11 protein-coding genes, 17 tRNA genes and 2 rRNA genes (1 of these 30 only partly in view) are annotated in these 14,849 nt (G+C 39.5%); 27 read left to right on the plus strand and 3 right to left on the minus strand.

Annotated features, from left to right (window positions below):
* The 19 genes from BG04_RS13610 to BG04_RS13700 form a co-directional block, all read left to right on the plus strand.
* A 23S ribosomal RNA gene (locus tag BG04_RS13610) occupies positions 1 to 575 on the plus strand (it extends 2,361 nt beyond the left edge of the window).
* Positions 576 to 683: 108 nt separating this feature from the next.
* Positions 684 to 799 (plus strand): 5S ribosomal RNA (gene rrf, locus BG04_RS13615).
* 9 nt (positions 800 to 808) lie between these two features.
* Positions 809 to 883: transfer RNA gene (locus BG04_RS13620), tRNA-Asn, on the plus strand.
* 3 nt (positions 884 to 886) lie between these two features.
* Positions 887 to 978, plus strand: a tRNA-Ser gene (locus tag BG04_RS13625).
* A 21-nt stretch (positions 979 to 999) separates the two neighbouring features.
* A tRNA-Glu gene (locus BG04_RS13630) sits at positions 1,000 to 1,074 on the plus strand.
* Between the two features lie 23 nt (positions 1,075 to 1,097).
* A tRNA-Val gene (locus BG04_RS13635) sits at positions 1,098 to 1,173 on the plus strand.
* 11 nt (positions 1,174 to 1,184) lie between these two features.
* Positions 1,185 to 1,261 (plus strand) — tRNA-Met (locus tag BG04_RS13640).
* 3 nt (positions 1,262 to 1,264) lie between these two features.
* Positions 1,265 to 1,340 (plus strand) — tRNA-Asp (locus BG04_RS13645).
* A 15-nt stretch (positions 1,341 to 1,355) separates the two neighbouring features.
* Positions 1,356 to 1,431, plus strand: a tRNA-Phe gene (locus tag BG04_RS13650).
* A gap of 25 nt (positions 1,432 to 1,456) precedes the next feature.
* Positions 1,457 to 1,532 (plus strand) — tRNA-Thr (locus BG04_RS13655).
* 10 nt (positions 1,533 to 1,542) lie between these two features.
* Positions 1,543 to 1,626: transfer RNA gene (locus BG04_RS13660), tRNA-Tyr, on the plus strand.
* A 5-nt stretch (positions 1,627 to 1,631) separates the two neighbouring features.
* Positions 1,632 to 1,705, plus strand: a tRNA-Trp gene (locus BG04_RS13665).
* Positions 1,706 to 1,734: 29 nt separating this feature from the next.
* Positions 1,735 to 1,810, plus strand: a tRNA-His gene (locus tag BG04_RS13670).
* Positions 1,811 to 1,838: 28 nt separating this feature from the next.
* Positions 1,839 to 1,913: transfer RNA gene (locus BG04_RS13675), tRNA-Gln, on the plus strand.
* Positions 1,914 to 1,918: 5 nt separating this feature from the next.
* Positions 1,919 to 1,993: transfer RNA gene (locus tag BG04_RS13680), tRNA-Gly, on the plus strand.
* A 32-nt stretch (positions 1,994 to 2,025) separates the two neighbouring features.
* Positions 2,026 to 2,099: transfer RNA gene (locus tag BG04_RS13685), tRNA-Cys, on the plus strand.
* 14 nt (positions 2,100 to 2,113) lie between these two features.
* Positions 2,114 to 2,202, plus strand: a tRNA-Leu gene (locus BG04_RS13690).
* A gap of 30 nt (positions 2,203 to 2,232) precedes the next feature.
* Positions 2,233 to 2,314 (plus strand) — tRNA-Leu (locus BG04_RS13695).
* A gap of 72 nt (positions 2,315 to 2,386) precedes the next feature.
* Positions 2,387 to 2,460, plus strand: a tRNA-Gly gene (locus BG04_RS13700).
* Between the two features lie 115 nt (positions 2,461 to 2,575).
* On the opposite strand, the gene BG04_RS13705 is transcribed toward BG04_RS13700, so the two are convergent.
* On the minus strand, positions 2,576 to 3,241 hold the full coding sequence (locus BG04_RS13705; protein WP_034654644.1) for a B3/B4 domain-containing protein: 666 nt from the start codon (positions 3,239 to 3,241) through the stop codon (positions 2,576 to 2,578).
* 129 nt (positions 3,242 to 3,370) lie between these two features.
* Between BG04_RS13705 and queG the strand changes: the two genes are divergently transcribed.
* The 8 genes from queG (at position 3,371) to BG04_RS13745 (ending at position 12,754) form a co-directional block, all read left to right on the plus strand.
* Positions 3,371 to 4,507, plus strand: a complete 1,137-nt coding sequence (queG, locus tag BG04_RS13710; protein ID WP_016762876.1) for a tRNA epoxyqueuosine(34) reductase QueG — start codon at positions 3,371 to 3,373, stop codon at positions 4,505 to 4,507.
* 72 nt (positions 4,508 to 4,579) lie between these two features.
* Positions 4,580 to 5,467 (plus strand): amidase domain-containing protein, encoded by an 888-nt coding sequence (locus tag BG04_RS13715; RefSeq protein WP_016762877.1) that lies wholly within the window; start codon positions 4,580 to 4,582, stop codon positions 5,465 to 5,467.
* Positions 5,468 to 5,531: 64 nt separating this feature from the next.
* A complete protein-coding gene (gene trmL / locus BG04_RS13720) occupies positions 5,532 to 6,005 on the plus strand; it encodes a tRNA (uridine(34)/cytosine(34)/5-carboxymethylaminomethyluridine(34)-2'-O)-methyltransferase TrmL (protein WP_016762878.1) in 474 nt (157 codons plus the stop codon).
* Positions 6,006 to 6,463: 458 nt separating this feature from the next.
* Positions 6,464 to 8,359, plus strand: a complete 1,896-nt coding sequence (locus tag BG04_RS13725; RefSeq protein ID WP_013055179.1) for a PrkA family serine protein kinase — start codon at positions 6,464 to 6,466, stop codon at positions 8,357 to 8,359.
* A gap of 324 nt (positions 8,360 to 8,683) precedes the next feature.
* Positions 8,684 to 9,862, plus strand: a complete 1,179-nt coding sequence (gene yhbH, locus BG04_RS13730) for a sporulation protein YhbH (protein ID WP_013055180.1) — start codon at positions 8,684 to 8,686, stop codon at positions 9,860 to 9,862.
* 104 nt (positions 9,863 to 9,966) lie between these two features.
* Positions 9,967 to 10,998, plus strand: a complete 1,032-nt coding sequence (locus BG04_RS13735) for a DUF3231 family protein (RefSeq protein ID WP_034654646.1) — start codon at positions 9,967 to 9,969, stop codon at positions 10,996 to 10,998.
* Positions 10,999 to 11,142: 144 nt separating this feature from the next.
* Positions 11,143 to 12,039: a cation diffusion facilitator family transporter gene (locus BG04_RS13740; RefSeq protein WP_014461808.1), complete on the plus strand. Its 897-nt coding sequence runs from the start codon at positions 11,143 to 11,145 to the stop codon at positions 12,037 to 12,039.
* A 259-nt stretch (positions 12,040 to 12,298) separates the two neighbouring features.
* Entirely contained in the window at positions 12,299 to 12,754 is a 456-nt protein-coding gene (locus tag BG04_RS13745; protein WP_230586592.1) for a VanZ family protein, read from the plus strand.
* A 113-nt stretch (positions 12,755 to 12,867) separates the two neighbouring features.
* Here BG04_RS13745 and BG04_RS13750 read toward each other — a convergent pair whose 3' ends face one another.
* Both BG04_RS13750 and thiC read right to left on the minus strand, forming a co-directional pair.
* Positions 12,868 to 13,056, minus strand: coding sequence for a hypothetical protein (locus BG04_RS13750; RefSeq protein ID WP_034654651.1), 189 nt, complete (start codon positions 13,054 to 13,056; stop codon positions 12,868 to 12,870).
* Positions 13,034 to 14,803 carry a phosphomethylpyrimidine synthase ThiC gene (gene thiC / locus BG04_RS13755; protein ID WP_016762883.1) on the minus strand — a complete coding sequence of 590 codons (1,770 nt, stop codon included), beginning with the start codon at positions 14,801 to 14,803 and terminating at the stop codon, positions 13,034 to 13,036. The genes BG04_RS13750 and thiC overlap by 23 nt, the downstream gene beginning before the upstream one ends.
* Positions 14,804 to 14,849 lie beyond the last annotated feature (46 nt).

Genomic DNA, 14,849 nt, shown 5'->3' on the forward strand with positions numbered 1-14,849 from the left:
GTAAAGGCACAAGGGAGCTTGACTGCGAGACCTACAAGTCGAGCAGGGACGAAAGTCGGGCTTAGTGATCCGGTGGTTCCGCATGGAAGGGCCATCGCTCAACGGATAAAAGCTACCCCGGGGATAACAGGCTTATCTCCCCCAAGAGTCCACATCGACGGGGAGGTTTGGCACCTCGATGTCGGCTCATCGCATCCTGGGGCTGTAGTCGGTCCCAAGGGTTGGGCTGTTCGCCCATTAAAGCGGTACGCGAGCTGGGTTCAGAACGTCGTGAGACAGTTCGGTCCCTATCCGTCGTGGGCGTAGGAAATTTGAGAGGAGCTGTCCTTAGTACGAGAGGACCGGGATGGACACACCGCTGGTGTACCAGTTGTCTTGCCAAAGGCATCGCTGGGTAGCTATGTGTGGACGGGATAAGTGCTGAAAGCATCTAAGCATGAAGCCCCCCTCAAGATGAGATTTCCCATAGCGTAAGCTAGTAAGATCCCTGAAAGATGATCAGGTTGATAGGTCAGAGGTGGAAGCGTGGCGACATGTGTAGCTGACTGATACTAATCGATCGAGGACTTAACCAAACTTTAAAAGCGTAAGCTTTACTCAGCAAACTGTTACCTAGTTTTGAGAGAACAAAACTTTTTAAAAAAGTCTTGCTTTCTTTATCAAATCATGTATAATATAATATGTCTGGTGGCGATAGCGAAGAGGTCACACCCGTTCCCATACCGAACACGGAAGTTAAGCTCTTTAGCGCCAATGGTAGTTGGGACTTTGTCCCTGTGAGAGTAGGACGTTGCCAGGCTGTTATTATTCCACAGTAGCTCAGTGGTAGAGCTATCGGCTGTTAACCGATCGGTCGTAGGTTCGAGTCCTACCTGTGGAGCCATTTGGAGAGCTGTCCGAGTGGCCGAAGGAGCACGATTGGAAATCGTGTAGGCGGTTAACGCTGTCTCAAGGGTTCAAATCCCTTGCTCTCCGCCATTTTTATTTAATTAGCACAGTGGCCCGTTGGTCAAGCGGTTAAGACACCGCCCTTTCACGGCGGTAACACGGGTTCGAATCCCGTACGGGTCACCATTTATTTTCATCTACATAATAGTGGAGGATTAGCTCAGCTGGGAGAGCACCTGCCTTACAAGCAGGGGGTCGGCGGTTCGATCCCGTCATCCTCCACCATATATTATCATCGCGGGGTGGAGCAGTTCGGTAGCTCGTCGGGCTCATAACCCGAAGGTCGCAGGTTCAAATCCTGTCCCCGCAACCAAGTGGTCCCGTGGTGTAGCGGTTAACATGCCTGCCTGTCACGCAGGAGATCGCGGGTTCGATTCCCGTCGGGACCGCCATTTTAAATTTAATAAGGCTCGGTAGCTCAGTTGGTAGAGCAAAGGACTGAAAATCCTTGTGTCGGCGGTTCGATTCCGTCCCGAGCCACCATTTTAAAAACATTTGTTTTTAAAATGCCGGTGTAGCTCAACTGGTAGAGCAACTGACTTGTAATCAGTAGGTTGGGGGTTCAAGTCCTCTTGCCGGCACCACAGTTATTGTGGAGGGGTAGCGAAGTGGCTAAACGCGGCGGACTGTAAATCCGCTCCTTCGGGTTCGGCAGTTCGAATCTGCCCCCCTCCACCATTTACAGGGGCATAGTTTAAAGGTAGAACTACGGTCTCCAAAACCGTCAGTGTGGGTTCGATTCCTACTGCCCCTGCCAATTATAAAATAACATTGCATATAGACGTGGCGATTGTGGCGAAGTGGTTAACGCACCGGATTGTGGTTCCGGCATTCGTGGGTTCGATTCCCATCAGTCGCCCCATTTATAAACGATATGCATGTTCCAATATTGGGCTATCGCCAAGCGGTAAGGCAACGGATTTTGATTCCGTCATGCGTTGGTTCGAATCCAGCTAGCCCAGCCATATATGCGGAAGTAGTTCAGTGGTAGAACACCACCTTGCCAAGGTGGGGGTCGCGAGTTCGAACCTCGTCTTCCGCTCCAATTTTAATAAAGTTATTTAGTCTTGAGTAAATGGCGGCATAGCCAAGTGGTAAGGCAGAGGTCTGCAAAACCTTTATCACCGGTTCAAATCCGGTTGCCGCCTCCATTTATTTACAAGCTGCCGGGGTGGTGGAATTGGCAGACACACAGGACTTAAAATCCTGCGGTAGGTGACTACCGTGCCGGTTCAAGTCCGGCCCTCGGCACCATTTATAATTTTAACTTGCCTTTTTTATTTTGCCGATGTGGCGGAATTGGCAGACGCGCACGACTCAAAATCGTGTTCCTTCGGGAGTGTCGGTTCGACCCCGACCATCGGTACTTTAGCTTTACTTGACAGGATGATTCCTGTTTTTATTTTTACTTATCGGTCGACAAATTTTGATAATATTTGCGGGTGTAGTTTAGTGGTAAAACCTCAGCCTTCCAAGCTGATGTCGTGAGTTCGATTCTCATCACCCGCTCCATACATATTGTTATCACAACGCAGTGTCTCGCTTTCAAAGCTGAGATGTTGCGTTTTTTATTTTTAGCGTAAATATAGCGTCTATCTTGAAAAGATAGACGCTATATTTACGTACATCAGTTAATGACTTGATAGGTTGCTGCGCCGCCGTGAATTTGAATGAACATGTCACTTAGGGATTTAGTTAGTTTATAAGCCTGTTCTTCTGAAAGTGAAGGCTTTAAATAAATGAACTGTACAGCTTGTGTTGTCTTTTCAGTTACGTACGCTCGGTTAGAATCGACATAAGGGCTTCCGAAAGCTCCTAGGGCATCTTTAGAAATGATTTTATTTTCTAAAGAAATGTTACGTTCATTTAGAGCTTCATAAGACTCTTCTTTTTTACCGATAGTAAATTCGATGGGGCCTTCTAAATTAGAGGAATCATAAATTCCAATTGGGACTTCATATTGCAATGAAAAAAAGTTGTTAATGTCCACAGCAGAATTGATAGAAGGCAAATACGTTTGTTTTCCTATTCTTCTAATTAAAGCTTCTATAGAAGGACGGTATTTACTTGGATCAGTTCCAAATGTTTTGAAAAGCTTTCTCCACTCGCTAACACCTTCGAATTCTGTTACTTTTTTTGACTCAAGGTCGAAATAAATGGATTCTTGAAAGAGGCGCAGACGTCCTTTTAGCATTTGAGGAGAATCACCAACTTCAATATTTTTATATTGAATGATTCCCATTTTAAAAGAAGGGCAAAGCTGTTTAATAGCGGGCGATAATGTAAAGTTCATTTTTTTGATCCTTTCTATTATAATTAGTATTTGTTCGTTTATAGATACCATCCTATCATTTCGTTGAGTGAGAAAACAGTTCAATGCATGAATATATAGAATTTCTTAGAAAGGAGGCCATTATTCACTATGAATGCGTATCAGTTGAAGGAAGAAATTATTTCATATAGCAAAGAGATTGGAATCGATAAGATTGGATTTGCGAGTGCTTCCATGTTTGATGAGTTAAAGAATCGATTGTTAGCACAGCAAGAGTTAGGTTATGCTTCAGGCTTTGAAGAACCTGATATTGAAAAGAGAGTAGATCCCACATTAGTTGTTCCAAAAGCTAGATCGATTATTTCAATTGCACTTGCGTATCCTTCTAAATTAAAGGATGCACCAAAGAGCACAAAGGAAGATCGTCGAGGAATCTTTTGCCGTGCTTCTTGGGGGCAAGATTATCATACGGTTCTACGTGATAGGCTTCAAAAGCTTGAAACCTTCATAAAAGAAAAAGTGCCTGCAGCTATCCTTCAATCGATGGTAGACACAGGTGAGCTGTCGGACCGAGCTGTAGCAGAAAGAGCTGGTATTGGCTGGAGCGGTAAGAACTGTGCCATTATTACACCTGAATTTGGTTCCTACGTGTATTTAGGAGAAATGATTACAGATATCCCGTTTCCTCCTGATAAACCGATAGAGGACGGTTGTGGTACTTGTAATAAGTGTGTTGATGCGTGCCCTACAGGTGCGCTTGTAACAGGTGGTCAGCTGAATTCGCAGCGATGCATTGCCTTTTTAACCCAAACAAAAGGATTTTTAGCTGAAGAATTTCGAAGTAAATTAGGCAATCGTTTATATGGCTGTGATACATGTCAAACTGTGTGTCCTGAAAATAAAGGAAAAGACTTTCATTTTCACCCTGAGATGGAGCCTGACCCAGAACTTGCGAAGCCTAAATTAAAACCGCTTTTAACGATGAGTAATCGTGAATTCAAAGAGAAATTTGGACATGTTTCAGGTTCTTGGAGAGGGAAAAAGCCAATTCAGCGTAATGCCATTATTGCACTGGCCCATTTTAAAGATCAAACCGCTGTTCCAGATTTAATTGAATTAATTAAAAATGACGTTCGCCCTGTCATTCGAGGAACAGCGGCATGGGCGTTAGGCAAAATTGGCGATAAAGAAGCGTTAGATATACTTATGAACTTAAGAGAAAAAGAAAAGGACCAAGAAGTAATTGAAGAAATGTCAAAAGGTATAGAGATGCTTCAAGAGATCTAAACCTTATTTTTATTGATAAAGTTAGCTAATGAGTCATAGCGTATAATAAACGCTTAGAAAAGTGGTGACATTATGCTAACAAAAAGGAATGTATTATATACTTTAATTAAAGCGCGTGCGGACAGCTATGTAAAAGGTGAGCTTCATGAAGACTTTAAGCCTTTCATTGAACATCAGTGTGAGCTAAAGCGGTCTCTTATAAAAAAAAGAGAAGTTGATGTTTTAAAATGTAATATGAAAGGTTCTATTCAATCTGCTCATACGGATCAGGAAGAAACAAGAGTATTATATAAGGTGCACATTCAGGCATTTTTAAAACAAAACGATTTTTTCTATATAGAAGAAGAAATTGAAGATCGTTTAGCTCTTTTTTATAAAGATACGCTTATTCAAGATGAGCTGCTGGTAAAGGGTTTTTCTGAAGATAAGGCTGAAATGGATGTAGAAGAAGTAGAGGAAGACGAAGAAAGAGCCTCTTATTATGATCGTCTTGCGGCTGTTCAGTATGCAGAAAAACATTGGGATAAACCTAATGAGAGTTATAAGCAGTTTGAGGTAAACTGCACCAACTATATTTCACAGTGTTTGCATGCAGGAAAGGCGCCGATGCGGGGATATCCTAAAAAAGCAAACGGATGGTGGATGAGAGGGAACGCCTGGAGCTATAGCTGGGCAGTTGCTCATTCCATGCACAGCTATTTAAGTAACTCCAAATCAGGACTTCGGGCTGTGAGGAAATCTTCAGCAAGCGAACTTGTCCCGGGAGACGTTATCTGCTACGATTTTGAAGGAGATGGAAGATGGAATCATACGACGATTGTTGTAGCAAAAGACGGTCACGGTATGCCTCTTGTGAATGCGAACACGTATAATAGTCGAATGAGATATTGGGCTTATGAAGATTCAACGGCTTACACGCCAAAGATTAAGTATGATTTTTTCCATATCGTTGATCGGTAAGTCTTTCGTTTTAGCAAGTTAGTGGTATAATGATGAATAGATTTGTTAGCAGAGGTGAAAATTTGTGGGAGTACACGTAGTGTTATTTCAACCAGAAATTCCAGCAAATACAGGAAATATTGCGCGAACATGTGCAGCAACAAATACGACGCTGCATTTAGTTCGTCCGTTAGGCTTTTCAACAGATGATAAAATGTTAAAGCGAGCTGGATTGGATTATTGGGAATTTGTAAATGTGGTGTATCATGATTCATTAGAGGAAGTATTCGAAAAGTATCCTGAAGCAGGTTTCTACTTCATCACAAAATTTGGTCAGCAGCCACACACAACATTTGATTATAGTGACTTAGAGCAGGATCATTTCTTCGTATTTGGAAGAGAAACAAAGGGTCTGCCAAAGCACATTATTGAAGAGAACATGGAAAGATGTCTTCGTTTACCGATGACAGAAAATGTTCGTTCTTTAAATTTATCTAATACAGCAGCTATTTTAATCTATGAAGCGCTGCGTCAACAAAATTATGCTGGTTTATCTTAAGTAAAAAGCGAGGTTCAAATTTTATTGAACCTCGCTTTTTTATTTATGTCGACGATGATATGTAGTGGTTATTTTTTAACGCCCGGTTTATCATTGTATCCCGCTCTGAAGATGGATGCTAAAAAAGCAATTGTTACTCCTAATACTAAAAGTAAGCGCATTGATTTTCCTCCTCAATCTAATTAAAAGGATTATATAGCTACTGCAGTTAAAACCGACTTCCCATATCTCATGATGATAATAATGACAAAATAACTCTTCTAGAGACATAAGTTCTCTAACAAAGTTTAGCCGTTCCTTCTTACTCTTTTATTATAGCTAATAAATACTTTACTGTGAATGCCTAGCAAGGACAAATTTCTGAATTTTACAATTTAAAAAGCATGTTCAAACATTTTGCTGCATAGATTGTATTAATCTTGTTCACTAGCACCATAACTAGTAGGGGAGGTCCTTTAATGGATATATTAAAGAAAGTTGAAAGATACCGCGAAGAAGAGAATCGTCTTAAGTGGGAAGGGACATTTGAAGAGTACCTAAAGCTGATTAAAGATGAGCCTTTAATTGCTCAGCCTGCACACTCTAGAGTATACAACATGATAAAGGATGCAGGAATTGAAGAGGTAAATGGTAAAAGACATTATAAATTTTTCAGTGGACAAATGTTTGGACTTGAAGATTCGCTAGAACGCTTGGTGGAAGAATATTTTCATCCAGCTGCAAAGCGTTTAGATGTTCGTAAACGTATTTTACTTTTAATGGGTCCAGTAAGTGGTGGTAAATCGACGCTAGTGACCATGTTAAAAAGAGGGCTTGAAGCTTATTCGCTTACTGATCGAGGAGCTGTTTACGCTATTAAAGGATGCCCAATGCATGAAGATCCGCTGCATTTAATTCCACATCATTTACGTAAAGACTTCTTTGAAGAGTATGGTATCCGAATCGAAGGAAACTTATCTCCTTTAAATACAATGCGATTAGAGGAAGAGTATGGCGGGAGAATTGAAGACGTCATTATCGAACGCATTTTCTTCTCAGAGGACAAACGAACTGGAATTGGAACGTTCAGTCCTTCTGATCCGAAATCTCAAGACATTGCCGACCTAACAGGAAGCATTGACTTTTCAACAATTGCAGAGTATGGATCTGAATCAGATCCGCGTGCTTACCGCTTTGACGGAGAGCTTAATAAAGCAAACCGGGGAATGATGGAGTTCCAGGAGATGTTAAAATGTGATGAGAAATTTTTATGGCATTTACTCTCTTTAACCCAAGAAGGAAACTTTAAAGCAGGAAGATTTGCTTTAATTAGTGCAGATGAATTAATCGTAGCGCATACGAATGAAACAGAGTATCGCTCGTTTATTTCCAATAAGAAAAATGAAGCTTTGCATTCACGAATTATTGTAATGCCTGTTCCATATAACTTAAAAGTGAGTGATGAGGAAAAAATTTATGACAAGATGATTCGTGAAAGTGACGTATCAGATGTTCATATTGCCCCTCATACGTTACGTATTGCTTCTATCTTTACTACATTAACGAGATTAAAAGAGCCTAAAAAAGGCGATATCGATTTATTAAAGAAGATGCGCCTATACGACGGTCAATCTGTAGAAGGCTATAACGATGCAGACGTAGAAGAGTTACAAAAAGAGTATACGGATGAAGGAATGAGCGGTATTGATCCTCGTTATGTCATTAATCGCATTTCATCTACCATCATTCGAAAAGATATTAAATCAATCAATGCATTAGATGTACTGCGTTCATTGAAAGAAGGGCTGGCACAGCATGCGTCTATTTCTGCTGAGGATCGAGAGCGTTACCTGAATTATATTTCTCTGGCGCGTAAAGAATATGATGAAATTGCTAAAAAAGAAGTGCAAAAAGCGTTCGTTTATTCGTATGAAGAGTCCGCTAAAACATTAATGGATAATTATTTAGATAATGTCGAAGCATACTGCAACAAAAATAAGCTTCGTGATCCGCTAACAGGAGAAGAGTTAAATCCAGATGATAAATTAATGCGTTCAATTGAAGAACAAATTGGTATTTCAGAAAATGCAAAAAAAGCATTCCGCGAAGAAATCCTAATTCGTATTTCGGCTTATGCACGTAAAGGAAAACGATTTGATTATAATTCCCATGAGCGTTTACGCGAAGCGATTCAGAAAAAATTGTTTGCGGATTTAAAAGACGTAGTGAAAATTACAACATCCACTAAAACACCAGATGAGCAGCAGCTGAAGAAAGTAAATGAAGTAGTGGCTCGATTGATTGATGAGCATGGATACAATTCAGTATCTGCTAATGAACTGCTGCGCTATGTAGGAAGTTTGTTAAATCGATAACTCAGTACTAACAAGAAAACATGGCACTTCCGATCTGTGCCATGTTTTTCTTATCTCTTAAAATAAACTCTGCATAATTAGGCTAATGTGTAGTACGCATTGCACTTAACCATCATATGATAAGTCATAAACATATACATGACACTAGACACTATAAAATGAATAGTTAATAGTGAAAGAATTAGTTAGCAAGTATACCATTCTTGCGCATAGGATAAGAGTAACCAACCTTTGAACTAAAGGTATTTGTCAGAAACTTTCGGTATAGCTTATGCATGCCGAGTAAAAACGTGCAGGTGTTTTTTAAATAAGGAGGGGAATAGCGTGGGAAAAGAAGTAGATAAAAGTTTTGCTGTCTCAAAAGAAGACTGGTCCCTCCATCGTAAAGGCCACGATGATCAAAAAAGACATCAAGAAAAAATTAAAGAAGCAATTAAAAATAATTTACCGGATTTAATTACAGAAGAAAATATCGTGATGTCCAATGGAAGAGAAGTTGTTAAAATTCCGATCAAATCATTGGATGAATATCGAATTCGGTACAATTATGATAAAAACAAACATGTGGGTCAAGGTGATGGAGACAGTAAAGTTGGGGATGTAGTAGCACGTGATGGATCTGCTGGAGATGGTCAAAAAGGAGCAGGGAAAGGTCAAGGAGCAGGTGACCAGGCTGGAGAAGATTACTTTGAAGCAGAAGTGTCTCTTATGGAGCTTCAAGAGGCTTTATTTGCTCAATTAGAACTGCCTAATCTTCAGCGAAAAGAATCTGATCAAATTGTTGTGGAACACATTGAATTTAATGATATACGACGTACAGGTTTGATGGGGAATATTGATAAAAAACGAACGATGATGAGCGCTTATAAGCGAAACGCAATGACAGGAAAGGCTGCTTTTCATCCTATTTATCCGGAAGATTTAAAATTCAAAACGTGGAATGAAGTTATAAAGCCGGAATCGAAAGCAGTCGTCTTAGCTATGATGGATACGAGCGGTTCGATGGGCATATGGGAAAAGTATATGGCACGAAGCTTTTTCTTTTGGATGACACGCTTTTTACGTACGAAATATGAAACAGTGGAAATTGAATTTATTGCGCATCATACAGAGGCAAAAGTAGTATCAGAAGAAGACTTTTTCTCCAAAGGAGAAAGCGGAGGAACCATCTGTTCATCTGCTTATCGAAAAGCGCTTGAATTAATTAACCAAAAGTATGATCCGAGCCGCTATAATATTTACCCGTTCCATTTTTCAGATGGCGATAACTTAACTTCAGATAACGCAAGGTGTGTAAAGTTAGTAAATGAATTAATGAAAGTGTCAAATATGTTTGGATATGGGGAAGTGAATCAGTACAATCGACATTCCACTTTAATGTCTGCTTACAAAAATATTCAAGACGAAAGTTTTAGACACTTTATTTTAAAACAAAAATCAGACGTTTTTCACGCGATGAAAAGCTTTTTTAGAAAAGAAACAGAAGACCAGAAATATGCGTAACCTAAAAGGCCTAGACTTGTTATCTAGGTCTTTTTTATGCGGTTTATTCAGCGCTTCTTTGGAGATAGTAAAAGTACGACTTTATCCAAAAGGAGAATAAGTGAATGAACGAAAATATAAAGAGCGAAATGCAAAAACATCAACAAAATCAGCGGTTGAACGCAGCTGAGTTAGGTTACTTATGGGCGCAATATTTAGGCGATACGCTGTATGTATGTGTTCTTGGGTATTTTCTATCTGTTGTAAAAGATGCCGAGATTAAGGAGCTCTTAAAAAAAGCCCATCAGATTTCACAAACTCATGTAGACGAATTGACGGAATTATTCAGTTCAGAAAAAATTCCAATACCAGTAGGTTTTGGGGAACAAGATGTGAACAAAGGAGTTCCTGCTTTATTTGATGATATTTTTATGGCTATTTATGTAAATGAAATGGCAATTGGAGGTATGAAGAAATATGCCAGAGCCCTAAGCGCAGTGAGAAGGCAAGATATTTATGATCACCTGTCTCGATGTGTAAAAGAAAGCGACAGTCTTTTAGAGAGTTCTAACCACGTTATTTTAAGAAAAAGCATGCTGATGAGACCTCCGTTTATTCCTTATCCTGTAAAAGTGAATTTTGTGGACCAGAAAACGTTTATATCACCACTTTTCTCTCAAATGCATCCTCTAACTTCTTTGGAGATTACGGCTATTCAAGAAATTGTTAATACAAATGTATTAGGTAAAACGCTGATGCTGGCCTTTAGTCAAGTAGCCACCACACAAAAATTACGCTCTTATTTTTTTGATGGAGTCAAGCTTGCGAGTAAGCAAATCAAGCACTTTACCGAGTTACTGTCTGAAGCTGATTTACCAAGTCCGCGTCTGCTTGATGCGTATGTAACCAACTCAACGATTTCACCGTTTTCAGATAAACTGATGATGTATCATACTTCCGCAGCGGTGACGATCGCTATTGATAACTGCGGTGCTGGCTTGTCTATGTCGTTCCGTTCGGATGTAGCAGTAGAATTTTCTCAGCTAATTGGACGTATAGGAAAGTACGGAAAAGATGGAATTCGGATTATGATTGAGCAAGGTTGGATGGAAGAACCTCCAATGGCAACAGACCGTAAGAAGTTGGCGGAGAAATAATAAGGAGCATGTTGTGGGTTATCAGTAATTTTGCGGTACTGAAACATATATAGCTAAGCGAAAATAGATTGCTCTAGACCCACTTGAATGAGCAGTGATAAGATAAAAAAGCTGATTTTTCAAGAAGTAAGTCGAGGTGTGGAAATGAACAACAGTATAAGGGAGTCCATTGCGAAAAAAGTAGCATGGATTAGCGTATGGAGCAATATTGCTCTTACGCTAGGAAAAGTAATAGTAGGATGGATTGGAAATAGTGATGCTGTATTTGCTGATGGTATTCACTCTGCAGCGGACGTATTTGCCTCTATTATTGTCTTATTGGTTATACGAGTAGCAAATAAACCAGCAGATGATGACCATCCATATGGACATGGAAAAGCAGAAGTGATTGTCTCAGGAATCGTAGGAATTATTTTATTGCTTGTATCATTTTATGTGGTATTTGAAGGAGTCGTTGGTTTATTCCATCCGGTTGAATCTCCAAATATTTTAGCCATGTGGATTGCTGTTATTTCATACATAGCAAAGGTATTGTTGTACCGTTATTCTTTAAACGTAGCGAAGCAGCACCACAGTAAGGCAATTGAGGCAATTGCTTTTGATCATAAAGCAGATATTGTTGCTTCTATTGCAGCGGCAATTGGTGTTTTATTATCGATTATTGGTGATAAAATGGATGTTCAACTGCTGTTATACGGAGATAAAATAGCAAGTATATTTGTTGCTTATTTAATTTTTAACATTGCCAGACAAATGATGGGAGAGTCTTTTCAAATCTTAATGGAAGGCAATATTGATGAAGAGCTACTGAAAGAACTTGAAGAAAGCATTTATGAATTTGAAGATGTGAAGCGGATTGATCGCGTTCGAGCAAGAGAACATGGCCATTACATATTAGTGGATGTACGTATTTCGATTGACCACTTTAAAACAATTAAGGAAGGTCATGATTTAGGACGAGAAATCAAAGCAACACTTATGAAAAAACATGATAATATTCAGGAAGTATTAATCCATTTGAATCCTTATTATCCAGATTAAATAAGAAGCAGCGAAGTGTTACTCGCTGCTTCTTATTATTTATATATGTAGAAATTAATGAAATGAGTAGCATAAAATAATGAGGATTTTTATTTATAAAGAATCAAGTTTAATAAAATTGTATAAAGGGAATTGTATTTATTTATTGATGTGATAGGATAAAAAAGCATGTAAATGCATTCACTACGAATGAAAGCAGTGGACGGGTACATATAGATAATAATAAATGGTTTTGGGAGTCAAAGAAGGTGATGTTGAAGTGAATGTAAGCATCAGGTCAATCGTTAAAAAAGTCATGTTCATTCTATTTATTGCGTATACGGCAGTGGTCATTTATGCTACTCTCATACGGGAAAACGAACATGTTTACGGAAAAGCAATGAACTTGGATTTATTTAGCACGATCTGTCTGATGTGGGACAGCGGGAATATAATGCTCACTCTGACAAATATACTGGGGAATATCGTGATGTTTGCGCCGCTTGGAATGTTTATCCCTTTGTTTATGAAGTGGTTTGACGGTTTTATTCAAGTGTTTACGACAGGTTTCTTAATCAGTTTTCTGATTGAAATTTTACAGTACAAGCTAACAGAACGAGTATTTGATATTGATGATATCTTTTTGAATACGCTAGGTACATTTATAGGCTGGGTTATTATTAAAATACTATATTGGGTCAAGAACGTGCTGAAAGCACGTTTCAAAAAAAGATAAAGAGATGGAGACATAACTGAATCAATAGCTAGAAAGCAGCTACAGATATGAAGTCTACGTTTACCATCACAATGAAAAGATCCGAACGATGAATCGTTCGGATTTTTCTTCAACTAAAATATTTCTGGCTCAGCTTTTGCTTCTTGCTGATAGAAACACTTAATGCAGCGTCTTACGGAAGAATGTGAGGATTCAACGATAATGTGCTGACAATTTTGCTGAACAAATAATAACTTTCTTTCAAGCTGCTTAATTTGTTCTTTAAGCTGTTCTACTTCATTATTGATAGATATTTGAACCACTGTTAACAAACTCTTTAGCTTTTTCTTTCATTCCTTCTTTTCTTACTTCGTTTACATCTTTTTCATTTTCTTGAGCCATGTTACGAATATCTTGAGAAATACGCATCGAACAGAATTTAGGTCCACACATTGAACAGAAATGGGCTGTTTTAGCACCTTCAGCGGGAAGTGTTTCATCGTGATATTCTTTTGCGCGCTCTGGATCTAGTGACAGGTTAAATTGATCATTCCATCTAAATTCAAATCTTGCTTTAGACAGCGCGTTATCGCGTTTTTGTGCTCCTGGATGGCCTTTTGCTAGGTCAGCGGCATGCGCAGCAATTTTATAGGTGATAACGCCTTCTCGAACGTCTTCTTTATTTGGCAGACCTAAATGTTCTTTTGGCGTTACGTAGCAAAGCATAGCTGTCCCAAACCAGCCAATCATTGCAGCCCCGATACCTGATGTAATATGGTCATAGCCTGGAGCGATGTCGGTTGTAAGCGGTCCAAGAGTATAGAAGGGAGCTTCTTGGCATATTTCCATTTGTTTATCTACGTTTTCTTTGATGAGGTGCATAGGGACATGTCCAGGGCCTTCAATCATAACTTGAACATCGTGTTTCCAAGCAATTTTAGTTAATTCACCAAGCGTTTCTAATTCACCGAACTGTGCCTCATCATTAGCATCTGCAATGGAACCAGGACGTAGCCCATCGCCAAGCGAAATAGAAATATCGTATGCTTTACAGATTTCACAGATTTCTTCAAAGCGAGTATATAAAAAGTTCTCTTCATGATGAGCTAAACACCACTGCGCCAAGATGGATCCTCCGCGTGAAACAATACCTGTCGTACGTTTCGCTGTTAGAGGAATATAGCGTAAAAGTACACCTGCGTGAATAGTAAAGTAATCAACACCTTGCTCTGCTTGTTCAATTAATGTATCGCGATATGCTTCCCACGTTAGATCTTCTGCTACACCTTTTACTTTTTCAAGCGCTTGGTAAATAGGAACGGTCCCTACAGGAACAGGCGAGTTGCGGATAATCCATTCGCGCGTTGTGTGGATATCCTTTCCTGTTGATAAATCCATAATTGTATCGGCTCCCCAACGCGTTGCCCATGTCATTTTTTCTACTTCATCTTCAATAGCTGAACGAATAGCTGAATTTCCGATATTAGCATTGATTTTCACATGGAATTTGCGGCCGATAATCATCGGTTCGCTCTCAGGGTGATTGATATTATTAGGGATAATCGCACGTCCTCTTGCTACTTCTTCACGCACGACTTCAGGATCCATCTGTTCACGAATAGCGATAAATTCCATTTCGGGCGTGATGATTCCTTTTTTTGCATAGTGCATTTGCGTTACATTTTGATTTTTTTTCGCGCGCAAAGGTAAACGATTAGTGATAAAGCGCTCATACTGATCTCTTGGATCACCATCATAATACCCGTTATCCTGTGGCTGAACCGTACGGCCTTGATATGTTTCTACATCGTTTCGTTCTGCAATCCACTTTTCACGCAGAGCCGGTAATCCTTTTTGTAAATTAATTTCATAACAGGGATCTGTATAAACACCGCTCGTGTCGTATACACGTACGGGACTATTTTCTTCTTCCCCAAAAGATCCTGTAGTAGGAGACTGATGAATTTCACGCATAGGCACTTTAAGGTCTTCTCTAGATCCTTGGACATATACTTTGTGACTGTTTGGAAAAGGCTTTTTCATAGAAACTGATACATTTTGTTTTGACATTACATATTCCTCCGGTTTCGCATAAAGTGTAGCTATACCGAACCAT

It is taken from the genome of Priestia megaterium NBRC 15308 = ATCC 14581, assembly GCF_000832985.1.
Classification (GTDB): Bacteria; Bacillota; Bacilli; order Bacillales; family Bacillaceae_H; genus Priestia; species Priestia megaterium.